We start from the raw sequence: 22,402 nt of genomic DNA, 5'->3' as shown, positions 1-22,402 counted from the left end.
TTACCGAAGCTAACGCTGGCGTCAGCTCACCGCAGATTTTTACTCCACTTCCACCGTTTCCTCGGGAGCAGGCGGCGTCGAAGCATCTTTCTCGGCAAAGTCGAGGCTGATCTGCTCCTTGTCGTCGAGATCCACAGTCACGCGCCCGCCGGTCACCAGCTTGCCGAACAACAGTTCATCCGCCAGCGCCTTGCGTATCATGTCCTGAATCAGACGCGACATCGGCCGCGCGCCCATCAACGGATCGAAGCCCTTCTTGGCCAGGAATTTCCGCAAGTTCTCGGTGAAGACCGCCTCCACTTTTTTCTCGTGCAGCTGCTCTTCCAGCTGCATCAGGAATTTGTCGACCACGCGAAGGATGACTTCTTCATCGAGCGCATGGAAGCTGATGATGGAATCGATGCGGTTGCGGAACTCAGGCGTGAACATGCGCTTGATATCCGCCATCTCGTCGCCGGCTTCCTTCTTGTCGGTAAAGCCGATCGAACGTTTCTGCAGGCTCTCCGCGCCGGCATTGGTGGTCATGATAATGATCACATTGCGGAAGTCCGCCTTGCGTCCATTGTTGTCGGTCAAGGCGCCGTGATCCATCACCTGCAGCAGGATATTGAAAATGTCCGGATGGGCTTTTTCGATTTCGTCCAGCAGCAGCACCGCATGCGGCTTCTTGGTCACGGCCTCTGTAAGCAGACCGCCCTGGTCGAACCCGACATATCCCGGAGGCGCGCCGATCAGGCGGCTTACCGCATGGCGCTCCATATATTCGGACATGTCGAAACGGATCAGGTCGATGCCGAGGATGAACGCCAGCTGCTTGGCGACTTCGGTCTTGCCGACGCCGGTCGGACCTGAGAACAGGAAAGAACCAATCGGACGGTCGGTCTTGCCCAAACCGGCGCGCGCCATCTTGATCGCCGACGCCAAGGCATCGATGGCCGGATCCTGTCCAAACACCACATTGCGCAAATCGCGGTCTATGGTCTGCAGCTTGCTGCGGTCGTCCTGGTTGACCGATTGCGGCGGAATCCGCGCAATCTTGGCGATGATGTCTTCAATCTCGCCTTTGCCAATCGTCTTTTTCTGCTTCGACTTCGGCAGGATACGTTGCGCCGCACCGGCTTCGTCGATCACGTCGATGGCCTTGTCCGGCAGATGGCGATCGTTGATGAAACGCGCCGCAAGTTCAGCTGCGCTGGTGAGCGCGGATGCCGAATACTTGACGCCGTGATGTTCTTCAAAGCGCGACTTCAGGCCGCGCAGGATCTGCACGGTTTGCTCGACGGTCGGTTCATTGACGTCGATCTTCTGGAAGCGCCGCGACAGCGCGTGGTCTTTCTCGAACACGCCGCGGAATTCGGTATAGGTGGTGGCGCCGATGCACTTCAGCTGGCCGCTCGACAAAGCCGGCTTCAGCAGGTTGGATGCATCCAGCGTGCCGCCGGAAGCCGAGCCGGCGCCGATGATGGTGTGGATCTCGTCGATGAACAGGATGCCGTGCGGGCTATCCTTGAGCTGCTTGAGCACCGCTTTCAGGCGCTGTTCGAAATCGCCGCGGTACTTGGTGCCGGCCAGCAGCGAACCCATATCGAGCGAGTAGACGATCGCATTCTGCAAGATCTCAGGGACTTCGCCCTGGGTGATGCGCCATGCCAGCCCCTCGGCGATTGCTGTCTTGCCGACGCCGGCTTCGCCGACCAGCAAGGGATTGTTCTTGCGGCGGCGGCACAAGGTCTGGATCACGCGCTCGACCTCATACTCGCGGCCGATCAGCGGATCGATCTTGCCTTCGGTCGCCAGCTTGTTCAGGTTTTGCGTGAACTGGTCGAGCGGGCTTTCCTTGGCCTGGCCCTCGGCCTGCACTTCTTCAGCGCCTTCCGAAGACTTCTGCGCATCGGCTTGCTGGTCCTTGCGCACGCCGTGCGAAATGAAGTTGACGACGTCGAGACGGGTCACGCCTTGCTGGTGCAGGTAATACACCGCATGCGAATCCTTCTCGCCGAAGATGGCCACCAGCACATTGGCGCCGGTGACTTCCTTCTTGCCGTTGGAAGCCGATTGCACATGCATGATGGCGCGCTGGATGACGCGCTGGAAACCCAGGGTCGGCTGGGTATCCACCTCATTCGAACCCGGCACCGTCGGTGTGTTGTCGCCAATAAAGATAGTCAGCGTCTTTCGCATATCATCGATATTGACGGCGCACGCGCGCAGCACCTCTGCCGCGGACGGGTTGTCGAGCAAGGCCAGCAGCAGATGTTCCACGGTGATGAACTCGTGCCTTGCTTGTCGTGCCTCGACAAACGCCATGTGCAAACTTACTTCCAGTTCCTGCGCAATCATGCTTCCTCCATCATGCATTGCAGGGGATGCCCCGCTTTGCGTGCGTGCGTTAATACCAGTTCAACTTTTGTGGATGCGATATCTTTAGGATATACGCCACACATGCCTTTGCCATCGCGATGCACTTTCAACATAATCTGTGTCGCGGCTTCACGATCCTTGTTGAAGTATTCCTGCAAGATTGCGACCACGAACTCCATTGGAGTGTAGTCGTCATTCAGTAAAAATACCTGATACATGGGCGGCGGCTTGAGCTTTTGCTCTTGTCGCGTCGCTACTGTCCCGTCTTCGTGCTTGGTTACCATGCGCCTATTCTAAAACCTTCCTGCAAATGCGCAACGCGCCAGACTGAATAAAATAACGTTTATATCGATATTACGCGTTTTCCGATTGCTATGCAGATGACGTTGGAACAGATTAAATCAAGAGCAAAAAACACATCGTTTCCTGAAATTTAATTGCACATAGGAAATTACTTGACTTTTTTATTTTTTGCGCAAAGAATGACATTCATTGGTGAGCATGTTTCCGCTTATTAATAGAAGTGAGCAAGTTCTAGAAGGGGCAGCGTTACGCGAAGCTTCTTGCTTTTACGGCTCGTGTGATTGTTATTATTTGAAAGACGCTATTTTATGGCAACAGGTACAGTCAAGTGGTTCAACGATTCTAAGGGCTTCGGCTTTATCACTCCGGATGACGGCGGTGAAGATTTGTTTGCACACTTTTCCGCAATCCAGATGAACGGCTTCAAGACCCTCAAAGAAGGTCAAAAAGTCCAGTTCGAAGTCACGCAAGGCCCTAAAGGCAAGCAAGCTTCTAACATCCAAGCTCCGTAATATCGTTTTTGCGATATTCAGCAGTTTTTGTGAAAAACCTCACCGCGGTGAGGTTTTTTTATGGCCTCCTGTTAGCGCTAACCGGAAGGCCGGCGCAAAAAAAAGCCAGAACAAGTTCTGGCTTTTTTGTTTGGCTTGCAGGCTTACATGTTTTCGATCAGGACGTCGCCGAAACCTGAGCAGGAAACTTGGGTCGCACCTTCCATCAGGCGTGCAAAGTCGTAAGTGACCTTTTTCGAGGCGATCGAGTTTTGCATCGCGGCGATGATCAGGTCGGCCGCTTCCAGCCATCCCATGTGGCGCAACATCATTTCCGCCGACAGGATCAGCGAACCCGGGTTCACATAATCCTTGCCGGCGTATTTCGGCGCCGTGCCGTGGGTTGCCTCAAACATGGCAACCGAATCCGACAGGTTGGCGCCCGGCGCGATGCCGATGCCGCCGACCTGCGCCGCCAGCGCGTCGGAAATATAGTCGCCGTTCAGGTTGAGCGTGGCAATCACGCTGTATTCATTCGGACGCAGCAAGATCTGTTGCAAAAATGCGTCAGCGATCGAATCCTTGACGATGATGTCGCGGCCGGTCTTCGGGTTCTTGAATTTCGCCCACGGACCGCCATCGATCAGCTCAGCGCCGAATTCCTTTTGCGCCAGGGCGTAGGCCCAGTCGCGGAAGCCGCCTTCGGTGAACTTCATGATATTGCCCTTGTGGACAATGGTCACGGATGGCTTGTCGTTGTCGATCGCATACTGGATTGCCTTGCGCACCAGGCGCTCGGTGCCTTCGCGCGAGACCGGCTTGATGCCGATGCCGGAAGTATTGGGAAAACGGATTTTCTTGACGCCCATTTCCTTGACCAGGAATTCGATCAGCTTCTTGGCGCCGTCGCTGCCTTCCTGCCATTCGATGCCGGCGTAGATATCTTCCGAGTTTTCGCGGAAGATCACCATATCGGTTTTTTCCGGCTCACGCACCGGCGAAGGCACGCCCTTGAAGTAACGCACCGGACGCAGGCAAACGTAGAGGTCCAGTTCCTGGCGCAGCGCCACGTTGAGCGAACGGATGCCGCCGCCGACCGGAGTCGTCAACGGGCCTTTGATCGACACCACGTAATCCCTGACCGCTGCCAGGGTTTCTTCCGGCAGCCAGACGTCGGGACCGTACACCTTGGTCGATTTTTCACCGGCGTACACTTCCATCCAGCTGATCTTGCGCTTGCCGCCGTAGGCCTTGGCGACAGCAGCATCCACCACCTTGATCATGACCGGGCTGATATCGACACCGGTGCCATCGCCTTCGATGAAAGGAATGATCGGATTGTCGGGGACGTTGATCGAATAGTCAGCGTTAACAGTGATTTTTTTGCCTTCAGCAGGCACTTGGATATGTTGAGACATCAGTATCTCCGGAGTTGGGAGGTGAAATGCTACTAGACGGGTGTTGAATCATGGATGGTCTTATATAAGACATAAGACAAGCATTTCGTATTATGCACTAGTATTTTACTAGCCGCTATGTTTTTGCGACACTAGCGCCATGCCTCTAATCCTATTCAATAAACCGTTCCAAGTCATGTGCCAGTTCTCGGCGCATCCCAGCCGCCCCACCCTCGCCGACTATATCGATATTCCCGATATTTATCCTGCGGGGCGCCTTGATGCAGACAGCGAGGGGCTGCTGCTGCTCACCGACGACGGCCAGCTGCAACATAATATTAGTCACCCGGCGCTGAAACAGCCGAAGACTTATCTGGCGCAGGTCGAGGGAATAGCTGATCCGGCGCAGCTGGCGCGCCTGCGCGGCGGCATCGATCTCGGCGATTTTATTACCCTGCCGTGCCAGGCGCGCTTGGTGGAAGCACCGGACTGGCTGTGGCCGCGCGATCCGCCGATCCGCGCGCGCCATGACAAGCCTACCAGCTGGCTGGCGCTGACCCTGACCGAAGGAAAAAACCGCCAGGTGCGGCGCATGACCGCGGCGGTCGGCCTGCCGACCTTGCGGCTGGTGCGGGTCGCGATCGGACAGGTATCGCTGCAAAGCCATCCGCTGTGGCCAGGTGAGGCTATGGAAATCGATCCAGGCGAATTGAGCGGCTTGAAAAAATAAGTGAGAGAGATTGCGGATACGCCGTTGATACAATTTGATACAGATATCTGCGTAATTAAAAAAAACCTGTCAACCATCTACTTCCGAGCGTCGTTATTCGCAGTGATTCAAGTGAATCATGATTGATTAACTCGCTAAAGAATGGATACCAAAATGAACAAACTGATCGCTGCTCTGGTTGCTGGCCTGTTCGCTACTTCCGTATTCGCTGCCGATGCAGCCCCAGCTGCTCCTGCAGCACCTGCTGCCGCCGCTGCAGAAGCATCGGCTCCAGCTGCCAAGAAGACTACACACAAAGTCAAGAAGGCTAAGAAAGCTGCTAAAGCAAAGGCTGAAAAAGCTGAAGCTCCAGCTGCTGACGCTCCTGCCAAGTAATTCCGGCATCAGCTTTACGAGAAAGGCAGGCCAGTCCTGCCTTTTTTTACGTCCTGAAACACACATACCCAGCGCCGCCGCCCCTCCGCCGATTTAGCTCTCTGTATAATCTCCCTATCCCAAAGGAGCTTTACCGACATGAAAAAAATCCGCACCGTTTCCCTCGCAGCAGTCACCACAGCAGTTACCGCAAGCTTTGCCCTTATCGCCGCCCTGCCGGCCGCAGCGCAGGAAAGCCAGCAGCAACTCCCCACCACGCCGCTGAACATCGGCATCCACGTCATCAAGGCGGAAGTTGCGCGCAGCGAAGACCAGCGCGAACAAGGTCTGATGTTCCGCAAGCGGATGGGCAACAACGAAGGCATGGTATTCGTGTTCGACGCGCCGGCCGGCATCTGCATGTGGATGAAGAACACGCTGATCCCGCTGTCGGTGGCCTTCATTGATAAAAAAGGTGCGATCCTGAACGTCGAGGAAATGAAAGCGCAGACGCTGGATTCGCATTGCGCCCAGGGAGCGGCATCCTATGCGCTGGAAATGAACAAAGGCTGGTTCAAGGAAAAGAACATCAAGCCGGGCACTGTGATCGAAGGCTTGCCACAGTAAGCAAGCGGGCCAGGCCGCAGTCCGGCCGCCTGGCCGGGCCGGAGGAATCGAAAAAATCAAACAGAAAAACCCTGCATAAGATGACTTATGCAGGGTTTTTCTTGATCCAGCAACAAGCTAGTAAAATCCGCCGGCAGGCCGGCGGTTAATTACTAATTAAGCAGCCAGCGCTTTCAGAGCAGCGTTCAGACGGCTCTTATGGCGTGCAGCCTTGTTCTTGTGGATGATCTTCTTGTCCGCGATACGGTCGATGACCGATACGGATTTTTGCAGAACCAGCGCTGCTGCAGCTTTGTCGCCGCCGGCTTCGATTGCCTTGCGGGCAGCTTTGATCGCTGTACGCAGGGTCGAACGCTGACTGGAGTTGTGCAGGTTTTGCTGAACTGCTTGACGAGCACGCTTACGTGCTTGTGCGGTATTTGCCATTTATATTTCCTAAAACGAGGTCGGGAATGCTTACGCGGCAAACCTGACCGCGGCGCAGAATTCTGTAAAGCCACGGATTATAACCAGTTTTTACAGAACAGGCAAATACCTCTTGCATCCAAAGCAATTCTGTCGCAAGAAAGCACACATGGCAGAATGACCATCCTGCATCAAGCCTGCGGCGGGAACATTCCGGAGCGCAGCTTATCACAGCTGGCATCCCTCCACTGCATACCTCCCCCACAGAATGATGATCAAAACAACAACGTATCCGATCCCCGAGAAAGCTGCGGCAGTCGATGCGCTCCAGCTATAATGCCGCTCCATGAACTTGCATAAAACGCTTGCCACCGTCTCTGGCATGACCATGGTGTCGCGTGTGACAGGCCTGATTCGCGAAATTCTCTACGCGCGCGCCTTCGGCGCCGACGGCTATACCGACGCCTTCGCCATCGCTTTCCGTATCCCCAACCTGTTGCGCCGGCTGTTTGCCGAAGGGGCTTTTTCACAAGCCTTCGTGCCTATCCTGGGCGAATACAAGAACCAGAAAGGCGAAGTCGCCACCAAGCAGCTGGTCGACCACGTCGCCACTGTGCTGACCTGGGCCATGCTGCTCACCTGCATCATCGGCATCCTCGCTACGCCGGCGCTGGTGTATTTCATTGCCCCCGGCCTGGGCGACAACAAGGATGTGCTGGGCGCCTCGATCTTCATGACGCGGGTCATGTTTCCCTACATCGGCTTCATGTCCTTCGTGGCGCTGGCCGGCGGCGTGCTCAATACCTGGCATGAATTCAAGATCCCGGCCTTCACTTCGGTCCTGCTGAACCTGGCCTTCATTGTCGCTTCGCTGTTCGTTGCGCCCTATATGCAGCATCCGATTTACGCCATGGCGTTCGCGGTGCTGGTCGGCGGCATATTGCAGGTAGCGATCCAGCTGCCGGCGCTGATCAAGGTCGGCATGCTGCCGCGGCTGGCGATGAATCCCATGACCGGCTTGCGCGACCTTGGCGTGCAACGGGTGCTGAAAAAAATGGGGCCGGCGGTATTTGCCGTCTCGGCGGCGCAGATCAGCCTGCTGATCAACACCAATATCGCCTCGCGCCTGGGCCACGGCAGCGTGTCGCTGCTGACCTATGGCGATCGCCTGATGGAATTCCCGACCGCCCTGCTGGGCGTCGCGCTGGGCACCATCTTGCTGCCCAGCCTGTCGAAAGCGAATGCCGACAAAGACCTCACCGAATATTCATCGCTGCTGGATTGGGGCCTGCGCCTGACCTTCCTGCTGGCGCTACCGTCCGCGGTCGGACTGGCTACCTTGTCAGTGCCGCTGACCTCTACCCTGTTCCAGCACGGTAAATTCGACGCCGCTTCGGTTGCCGTCACCAGCCAGGTGTTGATCGCCTACGGCGTCGGCCTGATCGGCCTGATCGTGGTGAAAATCCTGGCGCCGGGCTTTTATGCCAAGCAGGATATCCGGACCCCGGTCAAGATTGCCGTCGGCGTCCTCATCGCCACCCAGCTGATGAACTACGTGTTCGTGCCAATCTTCGCGGTGGCCGGGCTGGCGCTGTCGATCAGCATCGGCGCTTGCCTGAACGCCGGTTTCCTGCTGTGGAGCCTGATGCGGCGCGGCATCTACAAGCCGGACGCCGGCTGGATCCGCTACTTCCTGCGCCTGCTCGGCGCCCTGTTCCTGATGGCTGGCGTCGCCCTCTGGAGCTCGCAGCAATTTGACTGGACCGGACCGCACACCAGTTCGCTGATGCGGATCGGCGCTCTGTTTGCCGTGATGGCGGCCTGCGGAGCGACTTACTTTGGGGCGCTGCTGGCCATGGGATTCCGTTTCCAGGATTTCAAACGGATTGCACGCTAGGACGTCAGCGTCAGAGAAAATAGTTTGCCGGTGGACTGTTACAATCGAATCGAGAGCGAAGGGCGCGTACACGGCACGCGCTCTTGATTTGGCTGTAACAGTCCACTAGGATAGGGGTCATGACGATCACATCTCTGGAATACTTTACCTCGCTGGTGCAGCCCGCCAGCGATGTTCCCTTGTTCGAGGCAGCGCTGGCGATTGCCCAGGATGTCTATCCCCAGCTGGATTTCGACGCTCCGCAAAACGAGATGGACCGGCTGGCCAACACCTTGCGCCAGCGCCTGGCGGCAGATACCACCGCTATCCAGAAACTACGTTCGCTAAATCACTTTTTCTACCAGGAGCTGGGATTCGCGATCAACGTCAATCATTATTACGATACCGACAACAGCTACCTGCACCGGGTCATCGCCAAGCGGCGCGGCATTCCGATCTCGCTAGCGCTGATCTATATCGAACTGGCGCAGCAGGTTGGACTGCCGGTGCAAGGAGTCTCGTTCCCTGGCCATTTCCTGATGAAACTGACAGTGCCGTCGGGCGACATCATGATCGACCCTGCCAACGGCGCCAGCTTGTCGCGCGAGGAGCTGGAAGAACGGCTGGAGCCTTATCTGCCGACCAGCAACGATGAAGAAAGAGCGGCCAGCAGGCTGTCCCTGATCAGCTATCTGCAGGCAGCCCATCCGCATGACATCCTGGTGCGCGTACTGCGCAACCTGAAAGCGATTTATCAACAAGGCAATCACTGGCGAAGGCTGCTGGAAGTGCAGCAACGGCTCCTGATCCTGCTGCCGGACGACGCTGTCGAACGGCGCGACCGCGGGCAGGCCTTTGCGCAACTGGATTGTCCGCAAGCCGCTTTGGAAGATCTGGAATACTATCTGGCGCAGCGGCCGCATGCAGCTGATGCGGCGCTCTTGCGGCAGCAGGTCATCGACTTGCGCGAAGCCAGCCGGCGCCTGAATTAGCTGGACGTCGTTTAACTCGGTTTAAATCATGCAGCGACCGCCGCCGGCCACTCGCTGCGCAGCAGCGACAACTGCAGCATGTCGTGATACTGGCCGCGCCAGTACCCTGCCTGGCGCAAACATCCTTCATCGACAAAGCCAAGCTGGCGCAACAGTTTGAGCGACGCCAGGTTATCGGGGTGGACCATGGCCTCGATGCGGTTCAGCGCCATGTGCTGAAAGCCCCAGCTCATCACGGCGGACAACGTTTCCCGCATATAGCCCTGCCCCTGCGCGTGCGCCGCCAGCTCATAACCGATCATGCATTTGCGCCATGCCGGGTTCCATCTGAACAAGCCGCAGGTGCCAAGCAAGCCAGGCTGCCGGCGGGACTGGATCGCCCAGCGCGTGCCCGGATTCTCATCCAGGCGCCAGCTGGCGAATTTCCTGATCAAGCCTTGCGCCGCAGCCAGGTCAGGCAGCGGATCGGTGCCGAACCAGCGCATCAGATCGGGGTTGCCGTGAATCGCAAAGATAGCTTCAGCGTCTTGTTCGACCGTCTCGCGCAACAACAGGCGCTCGGTGTGAATCACCGGAAACACATATTCTCCACTCATCGTCGCCGCCCCCTCTTGCTGCGTCAATCCTTGCTGCATCAGCCCTTGCTGCGCGCCTCGATCACTTCCCACTTTTCCAGGCTCTCCAGCAGCAAGCCGTCGATTTCCGCAAAACGCTCGTTGAGGCGCTTCACTTCTTCCGGCTTCTGCTTGTACAGATCGGGATCTTCCAGCTGGCCGGTAATCGTCTTTTGTTCTGCTTCCAGCTTGGCGATCAGTACAGGCAGCTCTTCCAGTTCGCGCTGTTCCTTGTAGCTCAGCTTTTTCTGCTTGGCTACCGGCGCGGCCGGCTCGGCTGGCTTCACTTCGGCTTTCGCTTCGCTCTTGGCCTTGGCGATCACCGCCGACTGGCTGGGACGCACGCGTTCCCAATCCGTATAGCCGCCGACATATTCGCGCCACATGCCATCGCCTTCGGCAGCAATCACCTGCGTCACCACGTTATCGAGGAAGGTGCGGTCATGGCTGACCAGGAATACGGTGCCGTTGTAGTCTTCCAGCAGTTCTTCCAGCAGTTCCAGCGTATCGATATCCAGATCGTTGGTCGGTTCATCCAGCACCAGCACGTTTGCCGGCTTGGCGAAAAGACGCGCCAGCAGCAGGCGGTTGCGCTCGCCGCCGGAAAGCGATTTGACCGGCGAGCGCGCACGTTCCGGCGCGAACAGGAAATCGTTCAGGTAAGTCATCACATGCTTGCGCTGGCCGTTGATCTCGACCCAGTCGCTGCCCGGCGCGATGGTGTCGGCCAGGCTGGCGTCTTCATTCAGCTGCGCGCGCATCTGGTCGAAATACGCGATCTGCAATTTGGTGCCCTGCTTGACCGTGCCGCTGTCCGGCTGGTCTTCGCCCAGGATCAGTTTCAGCAAAGTGGTCTTGCCGGCGCCGTTCTGGCCGATCAGGCCGACCTTGTCGCCGCGCAGGATGGTGGCGGTGAAATTATTCACGATCACCTTGCTGCCGTATGCCTTGTTGATGTCGGTCAGCTCGGCGACGATCTTGCCGGAGCGTTCGCCGGAGGAGACATCCAGCTTGACCTGGCCTTGCTGCTCGCGCCGTGCGCTGCGCGCCAGGCGCAAGGCTTCCAGCCGGCGTACTCGGCCTTCGTCGCGGGTGCGGCGCGCTTGCACGCCTTTGCGGATCCAGATTTCTTCCTGCGCCAGGAATTTGTCGAACTTGGCGTTCTCGACTTCTTCGTTTTCCAGCTGCTCGGCCTTGCGCACCTGGTAGGCAGTGAAATTGCCGGGGAAGGACAAGATGCGGCCGCGATCCAGTTCGATGATGCGGGTGGCGACGTTATCCAGGAAACTGCGGTCATGGGTGATGAACAGCACGCTGCCCTTGTAGTCGCGCAGCAGACCTTCCAGCCACATGATCGAGCTGAAATCCAGATGGTTGGTCGGCTCGTCCAGCAGCAGGACGTCCGGCGTGCTGACCAGGGCGCAAGCCAACGCCACGCGCTTTTGCATACCGCCGGAAAGCTGGCCCATCAGCAGGCTCTTGTCGAGGTTGAGGCGGTCCAGCGTGGTTTCGACCTTGTTGGTCAGGCTCCAGGCGTCGGCGGCATCGAGCTTGCTCTGGATCTCGTGCATGCGCTCCATGATGGCGTCGTCGTTGTCGCCGCCGAACTGGCCGGTGAGCGCATCGTATTCGTTCAGCAGGGCCTGCATCTCGCCCATGCCAGCGGCGACGGCGTCGAATACCGACATGTCCGATTCAAAATGCGGTTCCTGATCGACGTAGGCGATCTTGATCCCCTGCTGCATCACCATCAAGCCGTCGTCCAGCTTGGAGACGCCGGCGATGGTTTTCAGCAGCGACGATTTGCCGGTGCCGTTACGGCCGATCAGGCCGACCCGCTCCCCTGCTTCCAGAGAAAATTCCGCGCGGTCCAGCAACGCGACATGACCAAATGCGAGTTGCGCATTGGAGATAGAAATGACAGCCATAATTTGGATGAGACCAGAAAAAGAAAGACCTGCCGTCTACCGGGATCCGGCAACACGCAGTCAATTGGATGAATGAACCGCACATTGTACCCATACTGGCGCGCCCGGTTATACATTTGTCGCTTTCATCCCTTTCCACCGCCTGTATTCCAACAGAAAAAACAGAAAAACACAGAGCGGGCCCCTGTCGCCGGCCTCTGTCCGGCTGCGGCTCCTGCCCAACAATACGTTACCAAATTATTTCCCCGCACATATTGTCAGCGAGAAACTTAAGCCCTATATTATTTCTACGTGGAAATATATATCCGGGTAGAGATATAGGCCACGGCGCAGTACGCATTACTTAAATTAAAAACAATATAGCTGCAAAAACAATGGCAAGAGATGCAGCCATGCGCCGCTTGCCGCTCATGTTCAAACAGGGAGAAAACCATGGATCCATTGCTAGGCCAGTTGTTGACGCCCAGGTATGACGCTGCGCTAGTGCTGCTGTCGTACCTGATTTCATTCTGGGGCGCGTTACTGGCTCTGCAATGCGCCAAATCCATGTTCCGCAAAGACGGCACGCTGGACCTGGGCATGACTGTCTGCGCCGCCGCCTCGCTGGGCGGCATCGGCATCTGGTCCATGCATTTCCTTGCCATGCAGGCTTATCGCCTGTCCGTCCCGATTGCCTACGACGTCTGGCTCACCTTGGCATCGCTGCTGGCCGCCATCCTGATTTCCGGCATTGCGCTGTATCTGGCAGGCAGCCACGGCAAGTTCAAGATCGGCGGCTGGCTGGCCGGCAGCCTGCTGGCAGGCGTGGGCGTTTGCGTCATGCACTACATGGGCATGTATGCAATGAACCTGCGCGCCACCATGTCATTGAATCTCACCACAGTCGCGATCTCCATGGTGATCGCCATCGTCGCCGCCAGCGCCGCGCTGTGGCTGGCCTTTAACCTGCACCAGCTATTGCACAGGATAGCGGCGGCGCTGGTGATGGCGCTCGCGGTGTGCAGCATGCACTATGTCGGCATGTACGCCGCCAACATGATCTGCACCACCGACGCTCCGTTGATCCCGCTGAAAATCGGCGGCAACTATCTCGATGTCTCTGTCTATGCCGTCGCCGGCATGCTCTCCCTGTGCATCTTCTGGGTGGTGCTGGGACGCAGCATGGATGACAACAAGCTGGCCGAACCCTTGCACTGAGGATCAGAAAAGCAGCCTCAGAGATCAAAGCGTTTCATGACGCCGACTGTCATCAGGTCGGCGTCGTTTTTATTCCTGAAGGTAACCGCGCGCCCGAAACTGGCAAAGCCTTTCAGGTTGCTGCCAAGATCGCGCCCAAGCTGCAAGGTGATCAGGCCGTTGACTCGCCAATCGCCGCCATCCCTTTTATTGGCCGCCAGATAAGGGCCGGCGCCGGCGCTGATATCCCAATGCTCGGCAATCGGCTGCACATACCAGCCTTGCATCGCCACGCCCTTGCGGTCCACTCTTACCCCGTCGTCGCCTTCCTCTATGCCGGAAACCGAGGCAGCCCATTGCCCGTAATATTTTTTTGCTTCAAGCGCGTAACTGAAACGTTTCCCCGGTCCCGATTGATTGGTCTGCGCAAAACCTCCCAGCGCCGCCAGCCACAACGAATGGTCGGCGGCTGCATCAGGCGCGCTCACATGCGCGGCGCCGAGCTCCTTGCCGATGCCCAGCAGCAAGGCATCCGAGGAAGGCGCTCCGGGTGTGAGCACATGGTTATACGCCAGCCGTATGCTCAAGCCGGGCGAATATTGGTCCAGTCGGCCAAGCAGCGCCACAGACAGCAAAGCTCCCAGGCGCGCGTCATCGTGCTCGGCGCCGTTGACCGTGGTTCTGTTCATGCTGAAATAGGGACCGGCGCCAAGTTCCAGGCCGAAATGCGGCTGCAGGTTTTTCCGGTACACCGCCTGCAAGGCATAGCCGTCGCGATGGTTATTGTCGGGATGGCCTTCGTTGTAATACACATAATCGAGCCGCATCGTATCGCCTGCCGGCATGCGCCCGAAGAAATCGACATCCTGTCCGAACCTGATTTCCGCCGCGCGCCAGCGCATGGGCTTCTGGCCATCCATGCCGACGCCGTAGAGGATGCCGTTGCCGAGCGCGACCGAGGCATAGCTGCCGTTGCGGTCCGGCGTCCCCTCGGTTGCGGCGGAGGTTTCTGCCGCGTAGATAAAAGGAGGCAGGCAAAGCAGCGTACACGCCAGTGCAAGCTTCTGAAATTTTCTGTTTTTATCAGACATGTGGCTTCCTCATATGAAGAACATCCTTCTGTGACGATCAAATTAAGCGACCCGATGATGCAGGTCTATCTATATGAGTCAATCAAGCCGAATTTGTTTCATGTCGTTTTTACATTCCAATTTCAATAATGCATGTTGAAACAACATGGCCTGGATGAAAAACAGGGACGTCAAGCGCCCCTGTTTTTCATTGCCGCGATATTGCTTCAGGGTTGCACTGCGGGCTTGCCCGGTCCGATATAGGTTTCCAGCCAGCGGTTCGATTCGGCCAGCATCTGCATGATCGATTCGCGTGCGCGATAGGCATGCGCTTCGTTCGGCAGCATGACCAGACGCGCTGTCCCGCCCAGGCCCTTGATGGCCGCATACATGCGCTCGCTCTGCACCGGGAAGGTGCCGGGATTATTGTCCTGCTCGCCGTGAATCATCAGCAAGGCATCCTTGATCCGGTCGGCATAATTGAACGGCGACATGGCTTGGTAGACGTCCCTGGCTTGCCAGTAATTGCGTTCCTCGGCCTGGAAACCGAACGGCGTCAGCGTACGGTTGTAGGCGCCGCTGCGGGCGATGCCGGCCTTGAACAAACGCGTATGCGCCAGCAGATTGGCCGTCATGAAGGCGCCGTAGGAATGGCCGCCGACCGCAATGCGGTCGCGGTCGGCGACGCCCAGCCGCACAACTTCATCCACCGCCGCCTCGGCGCTGGCGACCAGCTGCGCCACGTAAGTGTCGTTCGGTTCCTTGCTGCCTTCGCCGACGATCGGCACCGAAAACTCATCGAACACGGCGTAGCCCATGGCCAGGAAAGCCTGGGGCCGCCAGAAACCGATGCGATTGAAACGATACGGTGAATCGGTCGTCTGGCTGGCCGCTTCGGCCGATTTGTATTCGGCCGGATAAGCCCACATCAGCATCGGCAGCGGACCATCGCGCTTGGCATCGTAATTGGGCGGCAAGAACAAGGTGCCGGTCAGCTCCACGCCATCCTTGCGCTTATAGCGGATCAGCTGCTTGCTGACGCCTTGCAGCTGCGGCGTCGGATGCGGGAAATGCGTCAGCGCGCGCGGCGCCGACTGCACATCCGCACCGAGCTCGCGCACGAAAAAATTGCCGGGCTCGGTGGGCGACTCGCGCGCTGTCAGCAGCCGCCGGCCGCTATCGTCCAGCAGCACCTGCGGCGCTTCGTAGTACGGCGCTTGTGAATGGAACAGACGCGTGGCCTGCAGCGTTTGCAAGCTGACCTTGTCGAGGAAAGGCCGGTCGCCTTCCGGCGATGCGCCGCTGCCGATACGGAAGATGCTGTCGCCGTCGGCGCTCACCAGCAGGCGCGTTTCGCCATGCTCGTCGCGCACCGTGACCGGCCTGCCGGGATCCTTGTAGCGGTCTTCCGACGAACCTTCGCGTATCAGTTGCGGCGCCCGCTCTGGATGGTCCGGCGCGATACGCCATTCCTTGACCTGCCGGCTCTTCCACCAGTACTCGTTCAGCAGCGCCAGCTCGCCATTGCCCCAGTGGATACCGGCATAGCGCGAATTCAGACGCGCCAGCGTCTGCGGCGCCTGCTCGAACGGCGCCGCCTGCATCAGCACCAGGTCGCGAACCTCAGCCTGGCGCGCCGGATCGCCGCCATCCTGCGCCTCTGCCCAGACCAGGGTGGCCGGCGCATCGTTGCGCCAGTCTATCCTGCGCACACCGGTAGGCACGGCGTCGTTGCCGGTCGGCAGGCCTTCCACCAGCGGCAGGCTGGCGATTTGCTTGACCAGCTTGCCGCTGCGGTCCAGCACCTCGATCCGGCGCGGAAAACTGGTAACCGGCACCTGGTAGGAAAACGGCCGCTCGATGCGCTGGCGCAGCACATAACGGCTGTCCGGCGACGGCTCCAACGCCAGCGTCAACGCCGGCTCTCCCAGCTTGACGACCTTGCCGTCCAGGTCGATCAGCGCCGCCTGCGCGCACAAATAATGCTCAAGCGTGAGCGCATCGTCCTCGTTCTTCAACAGATCCTGATAGGTAGGATTGCTCTTGACGCCGGCACCCGCCAGCGTCATCTGCGTATTCGGGCCGCGCGGAATGCCGTCCGACAGCGGCGCCGCACCTTCCACCCGCAGTTGCACCAGCAGCTGCCGGCTGTCCGGCATCCAGCGATAGCCGTTTCCCGCGACCGTATTCAAGGACAGCTTGGTCAAGCGATGCGCGCGGCGCGCGGCGACATCGACCAGCCATAGCTCATTGGCGCCGGCCTTGGCATCGACCTGATTGAAAGCGATATAGCGCTGGTCCGGCGACCAGCTTGAACTGGCGATAGCCAGCGGCTGCGGCAAACCCTGCAGACGGATTTCCTTGCCGCTGGCGATATCCAGCAACTGCAGATCGCTGCCAAAGGAAAAGCGGCTTTGCGCATAGGTGCGCGGGTTGATGCGCAAGCCCGCCAGCTTCAGCTCGGGCTGGGCGACGGCGTCGATGCCGGGCAAGGACGGCGTCTGCGTCAATGCCAGCAGGTCGCGCCGCGGACTCACCGACAACTGCGGCGGCAGCGGCGCATCCACCACGGCTTGCAGAGGCAGCGGCGGCAGCTCATAGCCGCCTGCTGTTTTGGCCGCAGTTTGCGCCATGATCGCTGGCGGCTGCGCCACCAGCAGGGAACCGATGAGGGCGAGACCTTTGGAAGACAATTTCATATCGATGGCTATGTGGGTTAATACGATGAATGAATGTAATAGACCGGATCAAGTGCGATGTGACGCTAGCGCCGGACTAGCGGCCGGCAAAACGCCGGGGCGTCCATTATGACCGAACTTTTCCGGATGACAACAGTGGCGCTTCGTCTGCCAGAAAGGCATTGGCGTGCCGAACGCCCGTTCCGGTGAAAAGCTTCAATCTGGGTATACTGCCTTTTCAAAAATCCACATCGGGAAAATACCGTGCTCCTCAAGACCTGGCTGCTATTCGTCACTACCGTATTCTTCATTTCAGCCACGCCGGGGCCCAACATGCTGCTGGCGATGACCCATGGCATCCACCATGGCGTGCGGCGCACGGTTGCAACCTGCCTCGGACTGATGTGCGGGCTGGGGTTGATCATGATCTGCTCGGTCGCCGGCCTGGGCGTCCTGCTGGCGACTTCGGAAAAACTATTCTCGATCGTGAAATATGCCGGCGCCGCCTACCTGGTCTACCTGGGCATCAAAACCTGGCGCACCATGCCGCAGCAATTGCAAGAAAACCCCGAAGGCGGCGGCAAGCACAAGCCCTGGACAATGTTCCGCACCGGCTTCTGGGTGGCATTGAGCAATCCGAAGGCGTTCATTTTCTTCGCCGCCTTGTTTCCTCAATTCATAGATGCCAAGCTGTCCCAAGGCCCTCAGCTCGCCATCCTGTCAGCGACGTTTTTCGTGATTGAAGCGTGCTGGCAGTTCGCCTATGCCAGCGGCGGCGCCCGGCTGTCAGGCTGGCTCAGCAGCGCGCGGCGCCTGAAGCTGGTCAATCAGGTATCGGGGGGCGCTTTCGTTGGGGCTGGCGTGCTGCTGTCGGCGATTTCCCGTTCTTGAGCAGTCGCGAGAGCAACAAAATCCCGATGTACCGACCAATAAGAGAGCAAGCATCGCTTGGACTGATCCAACGCAACTCAGTAGCTTTTGGGCTTTCATGAAACGCAATAAACGCTTGATTTACTCAATATTTCAATTATTATTGAAATATGAAAACAAATTCAGCTGTTGCCGCCCTAGCGGCGCTTGCTCAAGATTCGCGCCTGGCGATCTTTCGTGCATTGGTACAAGCCGGGCCTAACGGCCTGCCCGCTGGCAAGATCAGCGAAGCCATCGGCATATCCCCATCGTCGCTATCGTTCCACATGAAAGAGCTGACGCACGCCGATATGGTGACGTCTCGTCATGAAGGACGATTCGTGATCTACTCCGCGAACTTTGCAACCATGAGCGGCCTGCTCGCATTTTTGACCGATAACTGCTGCGGGGGCAATCCCTGCACGCCTACTCGCAATTTTGCCTGCCTCACTCCGGAAGACGCGGCGTCATGAAGCCCGCGCCTGTCTCCGCCGCCGCAGACGACCGGGCAGATGCCAACCGGCGTACTGCGGGCGGTTCCATGAATTTTTTTGAGCGATATCTGACCGTTTGGGTGGCGCTTTGCATCGTTGCCGGCATCTTGCTTGGGCAGCTCTTTCCTGTTGGGGTGCAAACGATAGGCTCGCTAGAAATTGCAAAGGTAAATCTGCCGGTCGGCGGCCTGATCTGGGTGATGATTATTCCCATGCTGCTGAAGATCGATTTCTCCGCCTGGAACCAGGTCAAAGGACATGTCCGCGGCATCGGCGTTACCTTGTTCATCAACTGGGCTGTCAAACCATTTTCGATGGCATTGCTTGCCTGGATATTTATCCGCCATTGGTTTGCGCCATATCTGCCCGCTGATCAACTCGATTCCTACGTAGCCGGCCTGATCCTTCTGGCGGCGGCGCCATGCACAGCCATGGTGTTTGTATGGAGCCGGCTCACAGGCGGCGATCCGTACTTCACGCTGTCGCAGGTTGCGATGAACGATCTGATCATGGTGTTCGCATTTGCGCCGCTGGTCGCTCTGCTGCTGGGCGTGTCCAGCATTTCCGTGCCATGGGCAACGCTTCTGACCTCGGTGATGCTGTATATCGTGGCGCCCGTAATCATCGCGCAACTCTGGCGCAAATCTCTCCTGCGCGGTGGCCAGGCCAATTTTGACAAGCTGATGGAACGCATCCAGCCCTGGTCGATTGCGGCGCTGTTGCTGACCCTGGTTCTGCTGTTTGCCTTCCAGGGCAATGCGATCATCGACCAGCCGCTGGTCATTGCATTGCTGGCGATTCCTATCTTGATACAGGTCTTCTTCAATTCCGCGCTGGCTTACTGGCTCAATAAAATCGTCGGCGAAAAGCATGCGATTGCTTGCCCCTCTGCGTTGATCGGCGCCTCTAATTTCTTCGAGCTGGCCGTGGCAGCAGCGATCAGCCTGTTTGGCTTCAAATCCGGCGCTGCGCTCGCTACCGTAGTTGGGGTATTGATCGAGGTGCCCGTCATGCTGCTGATTGTCGGCATCGTGAACCGCACCCAAGGCTGGTACGAAGGACGTTGATACATGACCGGCTGACTAGCCGCCGGCCTTACGGAAAGCTGAACCATGAAAATGACGATTTATCACAACCCCGAATGCGGCACATCTCGCAATACATTGGCGTTGATACGCAATACCGGTGTCGAGCCTGAAGTGATCGAATACTTGAAGCAACCGCCATCACTGGAAACACTCGCCAGGCTGATCGCCGACAGCAGCCTGACGGTACGCGAGGCCATTCGGCAAAAGGGCACACCCTATGCTGAACTTGGGCTGGATGCGCCAGACCTGACGGATAGGCAATTGCTGGACGCCATGCTGGCGCATCCGATCCTGATCAACCGGCCATTCGTCGTCACGCCGAACGGCACCCGCCTATGCCGCCCGTCCGAGCTGGTGCTGGATATCCTTCCATTGCCACAAAAGGCTGCGTTTGCCAAAGAAGACGGCGAAGTGGTGATCAACGCGGAGGGGCAGCGCGTTAAGTAATCTGCCTGATCTATCCATCGGTGCGGTGCAGCCGATGCAAGGTGAAACACTGGCGGCAATCCTGCCACGCCAAAATTAGCTAAGCAATACCAACTGAAGCGTCTGGTCGAATGACTGGATAGCCCTGCACCTGCTTGCATGCAAGGCACGGCCCCGCCAGAACCCAGGCGCGATCGTGCCTTTATCAACTCAACGGCGTGAAGCCAGCGCCGGCTTGTCGGCGGCGCCCGGCGCCGACCAGAGCTGATTGATCTGCGCAGGAATGGTCTGGTCCGTCGGCGGCACGCCGCTGTTGCATGGATAGATCGCGACCGTTGACGACGGCGTCAGCCGGCCGTAAGAGATATCCAGGCATTGCGTGTTGCCGATGACCGGATACGATGCCGCCGCTCCGCTGGCCGGCTTGGCGTTGACCAGCATGCCATTGAGGTAATAAGTGAAATCCTGGCCTTGGTTGCTCAGGTCACGCGCTTTCAGCACCGCCTGCCCTCTGTCCGCCGTCAGGCAGGAGGCTTGCCCGGACAGGCAGACGCGGTTATTTTTCAAGTCCCGTTGCCATAACTGCTGAGCTCCGCCGTTGCAGCTTTCAATCGTCAGCGAGCTGCCGTCGGCATGCCCGGCCAGGCAAAGACCTGTCGCCTCGTTAACGAAAATCGGCCCGGTCGGCGCGATGTCAACCGGCGCCTGGCTGGCGGCCACGGAAATCCGGTACATGGCATTGCCGTGGGCCGGCAGCGCCGGCACCTTGAAAGTATTGGCCGCCGAAACGGTGCTGGTTCCCGACCAGAGGTCGGTGATGGTCACTGTCGTGCCGGCGGCTGCGGAAGCGGGATAGCCAAGGGTGGCCAGGCTGAACGTGGTGGCCGCAGATGCGCTTGCGCCTTTGTTCAGGACCACGACCGCGGTATCGTGGTTGGCGAGAGGCTTGACCACGATGTCCATGCCGCTATCGGCCGCCGCGGTCGATTGCCAGGCGATGTAGCCGCCGGCGCCAAGCGGGTCTTGATCGACCTTGATGATCGCCGCATTGGAAAGAGTCTTGAGGGCCGAGCGGAAGTGATCGTCCAGATGCTCGTTGGCGTTGTACATGGGCACGTGGCCGATCTCGCTCAGGTTGGCGGCCGTGAGCTTGCGGATGTCGGTGCTCAGGATCAAGGGCGCCCCCAGGATGGACCACAGCGCGAACTGGCTGCGTTCTTCATCGGCGGTCTGGCCATTGTCGCCGATCAGCAGCTGGTCGGGGTCGTTCCAGCGTGCAGGAGCGACATAGCGGGCAAGGTTCGCCGCCTGCCGGAAGCTGGGATAAATGCCGGCGTCATAGCCGCCCGAGGTGGTCCATGGGTCTACTGCGTAACCGGTGGTCGGGTCGACTGAATAATTGGCTATGTCGCCGCTAACGCGCCACATTTGCCCGTAGCCGCGCACGAAATCCATCACATCGTAGAACTGCGCGCTTTGCTGACCAAACGCCGCCGGCAATGAAATATCGAAAAGAATCTTCGGGCTGCTGCCGCTGCCTGATTGTGCGGCCAGTGCGGCAGCCATCTTCTGCACATTGGTTTTGGTGCCGCCGCCCCCTGCGCCACAGTTGTCATACTTCAGAAAATCTATGCGCCACTTTGCAAATGCGGCAGCGTCATTCGTTTCATTGCCGCCTGAGGCCGGATAGACCTGGCAGGTTGTCTGGCCGGAGCTGCTATACAGGCCGACTTTCATGCCCAGGCCATGTATATAGCTCACGTAATTTGTCAGGTCACTGTCAAATCCGGGCTGGTTGTTTTTCAGGAAATTGCTGTAATTGTTGGTGGCGGACTGCGGCTGAGACGGATCGTTCAGGGTCCACCAGTTGCCGTACACCCAGGCCCGCCCGCCCTGGAGCGCAGCAGGATTGCCGCGCTCTTCCTTATCCATCCAGCAGTCGTCGACGTTGAGCTGGGTATAGCCCTTATCCCTCAACCCTGTATCGACCAGGGCCTGCGCCTGGTCAAGCATGAAGTGTTGAAACGAATAATGCGATTTCCTGGGGTTGCCCAGGTCCTGGTTCAAGGGCGCATTCGCCGGCAACGGCGTGGCAGACGGCAAAGCCGTCTGCGCGTTGCACAAGAAACGCGCCCAGGTGGTGAAACCCATGGGCGGGGTTCCGGCGAATGTCGCCTGTCCCTGCGCAACGGTTGCCAGCGATTGCGCGCCAGCCGGTATGGCAAAAGCAGCATTACCGGCCAAGGCAGACTGGCCGCACAGCGCCAGCATCAATGCCGCAAGCAGCGCTGCAAGCATGCGCCAGTCGAATGCGGCGATTTGCCGAAGCAGTCGCTGTGGCCGGCTGACATCGAGGGGGTTACCGCTTTTCAAATGCTCAGTTTTCATTTGCTTTCCTCTTTGATGATCAGCCGGCACTCTGACAGCTGACGATGTGGAGCCTCCTCGGAGAGAGGCTAAGTCATAAGTCATGCTTGATTTAC

General features: G+C 58.3%; 20 protein-coding genes. 11 read left to right on the top strand and 9 right to left on the bottom strand.

Annotated elements, in window-relative coordinates; genetic code table 11:
• Positions 1-39: 39 nt before the first annotated feature.
• On the bottom strand, positions 40-2,340 hold the full coding sequence (gene clpA / locus KHU30_RS18535; RefSeq protein ID WP_211444092.1) for an ATP-dependent Clp protease ATP-binding subunit ClpA: 2,301 nt from the start codon (positions 2,338-2,340) through the stop codon (positions 40-42).
• Entirely contained in the window at positions 2,337-2,645 is a 309-nt protein-coding gene (gene clpS, locus KHU30_RS18530; RefSeq protein WP_014007243.1) for an ATP-dependent Clp protease adapter ClpS, read from the bottom strand. Before clpS ends, clpA begins: the two co-directional genes overlap by 4 nt.
• A 327-nt stretch (positions 2,646-2,972) precedes the next feature.
• Here clpS and cspE point away from each other — a divergent pair, with 327 nt between their 5' ends.
• On the top strand, positions 2,973-3,176 hold the full coding sequence (gene cspE, locus KHU30_RS18525; protein ID WP_009665919.1) for a transcription antiterminator/RNA stability regulator CspE: 204 nt from the start codon (positions 2,973-2,975) through the stop codon (positions 3,174-3,176).
• Between the two features lie 143 nt (positions 3,177-3,319).
• On the opposite strand, the gene icd is transcribed toward cspE, so the two are convergent.
• The gene (gene icd, locus KHU30_RS18520; RefSeq protein ID WP_211444091.1) at positions 3,320-4,573 is read right to left on the bottom strand and encodes an NADP-dependent isocitrate dehydrogenase; all 1,254 of its coding nucleotides are present in this window, start codon (positions 4,571-4,573) and stop codon (positions 3,320-3,322) included.
• Positions 4,574-4,712: 139 nt separating this feature from the next.
• On the opposite strand from icd, the gene KHU30_RS18515 reads away from it, so the two are divergent.
• From KHU30_RS18515 to KHU30_RS18505, 3 genes are all read left to right on the top strand, one after another.
• Complete coding sequence (locus tag KHU30_RS18515) at positions 4,713-5,282, top strand: pseudouridine synthase (RefSeq protein ID WP_211444090.1); 570 nt, start codon at positions 4,713-4,715, stop codon at positions 5,280-5,282.
• A gap of 153 nt (positions 5,283-5,435) precedes the next feature.
• Positions 5,436-5,657, top strand: a complete 222-nt coding sequence (locus KHU30_RS18510; RefSeq protein WP_098497548.1) for a hypothetical protein — start codon at positions 5,436-5,438, stop codon at positions 5,655-5,657.
• A gap of 138 nt (positions 5,658-5,795) precedes the next feature.
• Complete coding sequence (locus tag KHU30_RS18505) at positions 5,796-6,263, top strand: DUF192 domain-containing protein (RefSeq protein WP_211444089.1); 468 nt, start codon at positions 5,796-5,798, stop codon at positions 6,261-6,263.
• A gap of 156 nt (positions 6,264-6,419) precedes the next feature.
• Here KHU30_RS18505 and rpsT read toward each other — a convergent pair whose 3' ends face one another.
• Positions 6,420-6,689, bottom strand: coding sequence for a 30S ribosomal protein S20 (gene rpsT / locus KHU30_RS18500; protein ID WP_211444088.1), 270 nt, complete (start codon positions 6,687-6,689; stop codon positions 6,420-6,422).
• 325 nt (positions 6,690-7,014) lie between these two features.
• Here rpsT and murJ point away from each other — a divergent pair, with 325 nt between their 5' ends.
• On the top strand, positions 7,015-8,565 hold the full coding sequence (murJ, locus tag KHU30_RS18495) for a murein biosynthesis integral membrane protein MurJ (RefSeq protein ID WP_211444087.1): 1,551 nt from the start codon (positions 7,015-7,017) through the stop codon (positions 8,563-8,565).
• A 119-nt stretch (positions 8,566-8,684) separates the two neighbouring features.
• Positions 8,685-9,536 (top strand): SirB1 family protein, encoded by an 852-nt coding sequence (locus KHU30_RS18490; protein WP_211444086.1) that lies wholly within the window; start codon positions 8,685-8,687, stop codon positions 9,534-9,536.
• Between the two features lie 26 nt (positions 9,537-9,562).
• Here KHU30_RS18490 and KHU30_RS18485 read toward each other — a convergent pair whose 3' ends face one another.
• Together KHU30_RS18485 and KHU30_RS18480 are read right to left on the bottom strand one after the other, a co-directional pair.
• On the bottom strand, positions 9,563-10,171 hold the full coding sequence (locus KHU30_RS18485) for a GNAT family N-acetyltransferase (RefSeq protein ID WP_230427455.1): 609 nt from the start codon (positions 10,169-10,171) through the stop codon (positions 9,563-9,565).
• On the bottom strand, positions 10,171-12,078 hold the full coding sequence (locus tag KHU30_RS18480) for an ATP-binding cassette domain-containing protein (protein WP_211444085.1): 1,908 nt from the start codon (positions 12,076-12,078) through the stop codon (positions 10,171-10,173). The genes KHU30_RS18485 and KHU30_RS18480 overlap by 1 nt, the downstream gene beginning before the upstream one ends.
• Positions 12,079-12,510: 432 nt before the next feature.
• Between KHU30_RS18480 and KHU30_RS18475 the strand changes: the two genes are divergently transcribed.
• Complete coding sequence (locus KHU30_RS18475) at positions 12,511-13,275, top strand: MHYT domain-containing protein (RefSeq protein WP_211444084.1); 765 nt, start codon at positions 12,511-12,513, stop codon at positions 13,273-13,275.
• Between the two features lie 17 nt (positions 13,276-13,292).
• On the opposite strand, the gene KHU30_RS18470 is transcribed toward KHU30_RS18475, so the two are convergent.
• Both KHU30_RS18470 and KHU30_RS18465 read right to left on the bottom strand, forming a co-directional pair.
• Complete coding sequence (locus tag KHU30_RS18470) at positions 13,293-14,345, bottom strand: hypothetical protein (RefSeq protein ID WP_211444083.1); 1,053 nt, start codon at positions 14,343-14,345, stop codon at positions 13,293-13,295.
• A gap of 206 nt (positions 14,346-14,551) precedes the next feature.
• The gene (locus KHU30_RS18465) at positions 14,552-17,023 is read right to left on the bottom strand and encodes a S9 family peptidase (RefSeq protein ID WP_230427454.1); all 2,472 of its coding nucleotides are present in this window, start codon (positions 17,021-17,023) and stop codon (positions 14,552-14,554) included.
• A 243-nt stretch (positions 17,024-17,266) separates the two neighbouring features.
• Here KHU30_RS18465 and KHU30_RS18460 point away from each other — a divergent pair, with 243 nt between their 5' ends.
• The 4 genes from KHU30_RS18460 (at position 17,267) to arsC (ending at position 19,940) form a co-directional block, all read left to right on the top strand.
• Positions 17,267-17,893, top strand: coding sequence for a LysE family translocator (locus KHU30_RS18460; RefSeq protein ID WP_211444082.1), 627 nt, complete (start codon positions 17,267-17,269; stop codon positions 17,891-17,893).
• Positions 17,894-18,042: 149 nt separating this feature from the next.
• Positions 18,043-18,384, top strand: coding sequence for an ArsR/SmtB family transcription factor (locus KHU30_RS18455; protein ID WP_211444081.1), 342 nt, complete (start codon positions 18,043-18,045; stop codon positions 18,382-18,384).
• Between the two features lie 68 nt (positions 18,385-18,452).
• Positions 18,453-19,472: an ACR3 family arsenite efflux transporter gene (arsB, locus tag KHU30_RS18450; protein ID WP_211444080.1), complete on the top strand. Its 1,020-nt coding sequence runs from the start codon at positions 18,453-18,455 to the stop codon at positions 19,470-19,472.
• 45 nt (positions 19,473-19,517) lie between these two features.
• Positions 19,518-19,940, top strand: coding sequence for an arsenate reductase (glutaredoxin) (arsC, locus tag KHU30_RS18445; protein WP_211444079.1), 423 nt, complete (start codon positions 19,518-19,520; stop codon positions 19,938-19,940).
• A gap of 189 nt (positions 19,941-20,129) precedes the next feature.
• Here the strand turns inward: arsC and KHU30_RS18440 are convergent, their stop codons facing one another.
• The gene (locus tag KHU30_RS18440) at positions 20,130-22,307 is read right to left on the bottom strand and encodes an alpha-galactosidase (RefSeq protein WP_211444078.1); all 2,178 of its coding nucleotides are present in this window, start codon (positions 22,305-22,307) and stop codon (positions 20,130-20,132) included.
• Between the last annotated feature and the right edge of the window lie 95 nt (positions 22,308-22,402).

Origin of the sequence: Collimonas humicola, from assembly GCF_018304945.1 — a bacterium.
GTDB classification, from domain to species: Bacteria; Pseudomonadota; Gammaproteobacteria; order Burkholderiales; family Burkholderiaceae_D; genus Collimonas; species Collimonas humicola.
Note: the sequence above shows the minus strand (reverse complement) of the source record. Positions and strands in the feature narration are given on the sequence as shown.

What these genes read in the sequence shown, in the direction of transcription:
- clpA (WP_211444092.1), bottom strand. Translation starts at nt 2,340, where the DNA reads ATGATTGCGCAGGAACTGGAAGTAAGTTTGCACATGGCGTTTGTCGAG.
- clpS (WP_014007243.1), bottom strand. Translation starts at nt 2,645, where the DNA reads ATGGTAACCAAGCACGAAGACGGGACAGTAGCGACGCGACAAGAGCAA.
- cspE (WP_009665919.1), top strand. Translation starts at nt 2,973, where the DNA reads ATGGCAACAGGTACAGTCAAGTGGTTCAACGATTCTAAGGGCTTCGGC.
- icd (WP_211444091.1), bottom strand. Translation starts at nt 4,573, where the DNA reads ATGTCTCAACATATCCAAGTGCCTGCTGAAGGCAAAAAAATCACTGTT.
- KHU30_RS18515 (WP_211444090.1), top strand. Translation starts at nt 4,713, where the DNA reads ATGCCTCTAATCCTATTCAATAAACCGTTCCAAGTCATGTGCCAGTTC.
- KHU30_RS18510 (WP_098497548.1), top strand. Translation starts at nt 5,436, where the DNA reads ATGAACAAACTGATCGCTGCTCTGGTTGCTGGCCTGTTCGCTACTTCC.
- KHU30_RS18505 (WP_211444089.1), top strand. Translation starts at nt 5,796, where the DNA reads ATGAAAAAAATCCGCACCGTTTCCCTCGCAGCAGTCACCACAGCAGTT.
- rpsT (WP_211444088.1), bottom strand. Translation starts at nt 6,689, where the DNA reads ATGGCAAATACCGCACAAGCACGTAAGCGTGCTCGTCAAGCAGTTCAG.
- murJ (WP_211444087.1), top strand. Translation starts at nt 7,015, where the DNA reads ATGAACTTGCATAAAACGCTTGCCACCGTCTCTGGCATGACCATGGTG.
- KHU30_RS18490 (WP_211444086.1), top strand. Translation starts at nt 8,685, where the DNA reads ATGACGATCACATCTCTGGAATACTTTACCTCGCTGGTGCAGCCCGCC.
- KHU30_RS18485 (WP_230427455.1), bottom strand. Translation starts at nt 10,171, where the DNA reads ATGCAGCAAGGATTGACGCAGCAAGAGGGGGCGGCGACGATGAGTGGA.
- KHU30_RS18480 (WP_211444085.1), bottom strand. Translation starts at nt 12,078, where the DNA reads ATGGCTGTCATTTCTATCTCCAATGCGCAACTCGCATTTGGTCATGTC.
- KHU30_RS18475 (WP_211444084.1), top strand. Translation starts at nt 12,511, where the DNA reads ATGGATCCATTGCTAGGCCAGTTGTTGACGCCCAGGTATGACGCTGCG.
- KHU30_RS18470 (WP_211444083.1), bottom strand. Translation starts at nt 14,345, where the DNA reads ATGTCTGATAAAAACAGAAAATTTCAGAAGCTTGCACTGGCGTGTACG.
- KHU30_RS18465 (WP_230427454.1), bottom strand. Translation starts at nt 17,023, where the DNA reads ATGAAATTGTCTTCCAAAGGTCTCGCCCTCATCGGTTCCCTGCTGGTG.
- KHU30_RS18455 (WP_211444081.1), top strand. Translation starts at nt 18,043, where the DNA reads ATGAAAACAAATTCAGCTGTTGCCGCCCTAGCGGCGCTTGCTCAAGAT.
- arsB (WP_211444080.1), top strand. Translation starts at nt 18,453, where the DNA reads ATGAATTTTTTTGAGCGATATCTGACCGTTTGGGTGGCGCTTTGCATC.
- arsC (WP_211444079.1), top strand. Translation starts at nt 19,518, where the DNA reads ATGAAAATGACGATTTATCACAACCCCGAATGCGGCACATCTCGCAAT.
- KHU30_RS18440 (WP_211444078.1), bottom strand. Translation starts at nt 22,307, where the DNA reads ATGAAAACTGAGCATTTGAAAAGCGGTAACCCCCTCGATGTCAGCCGG.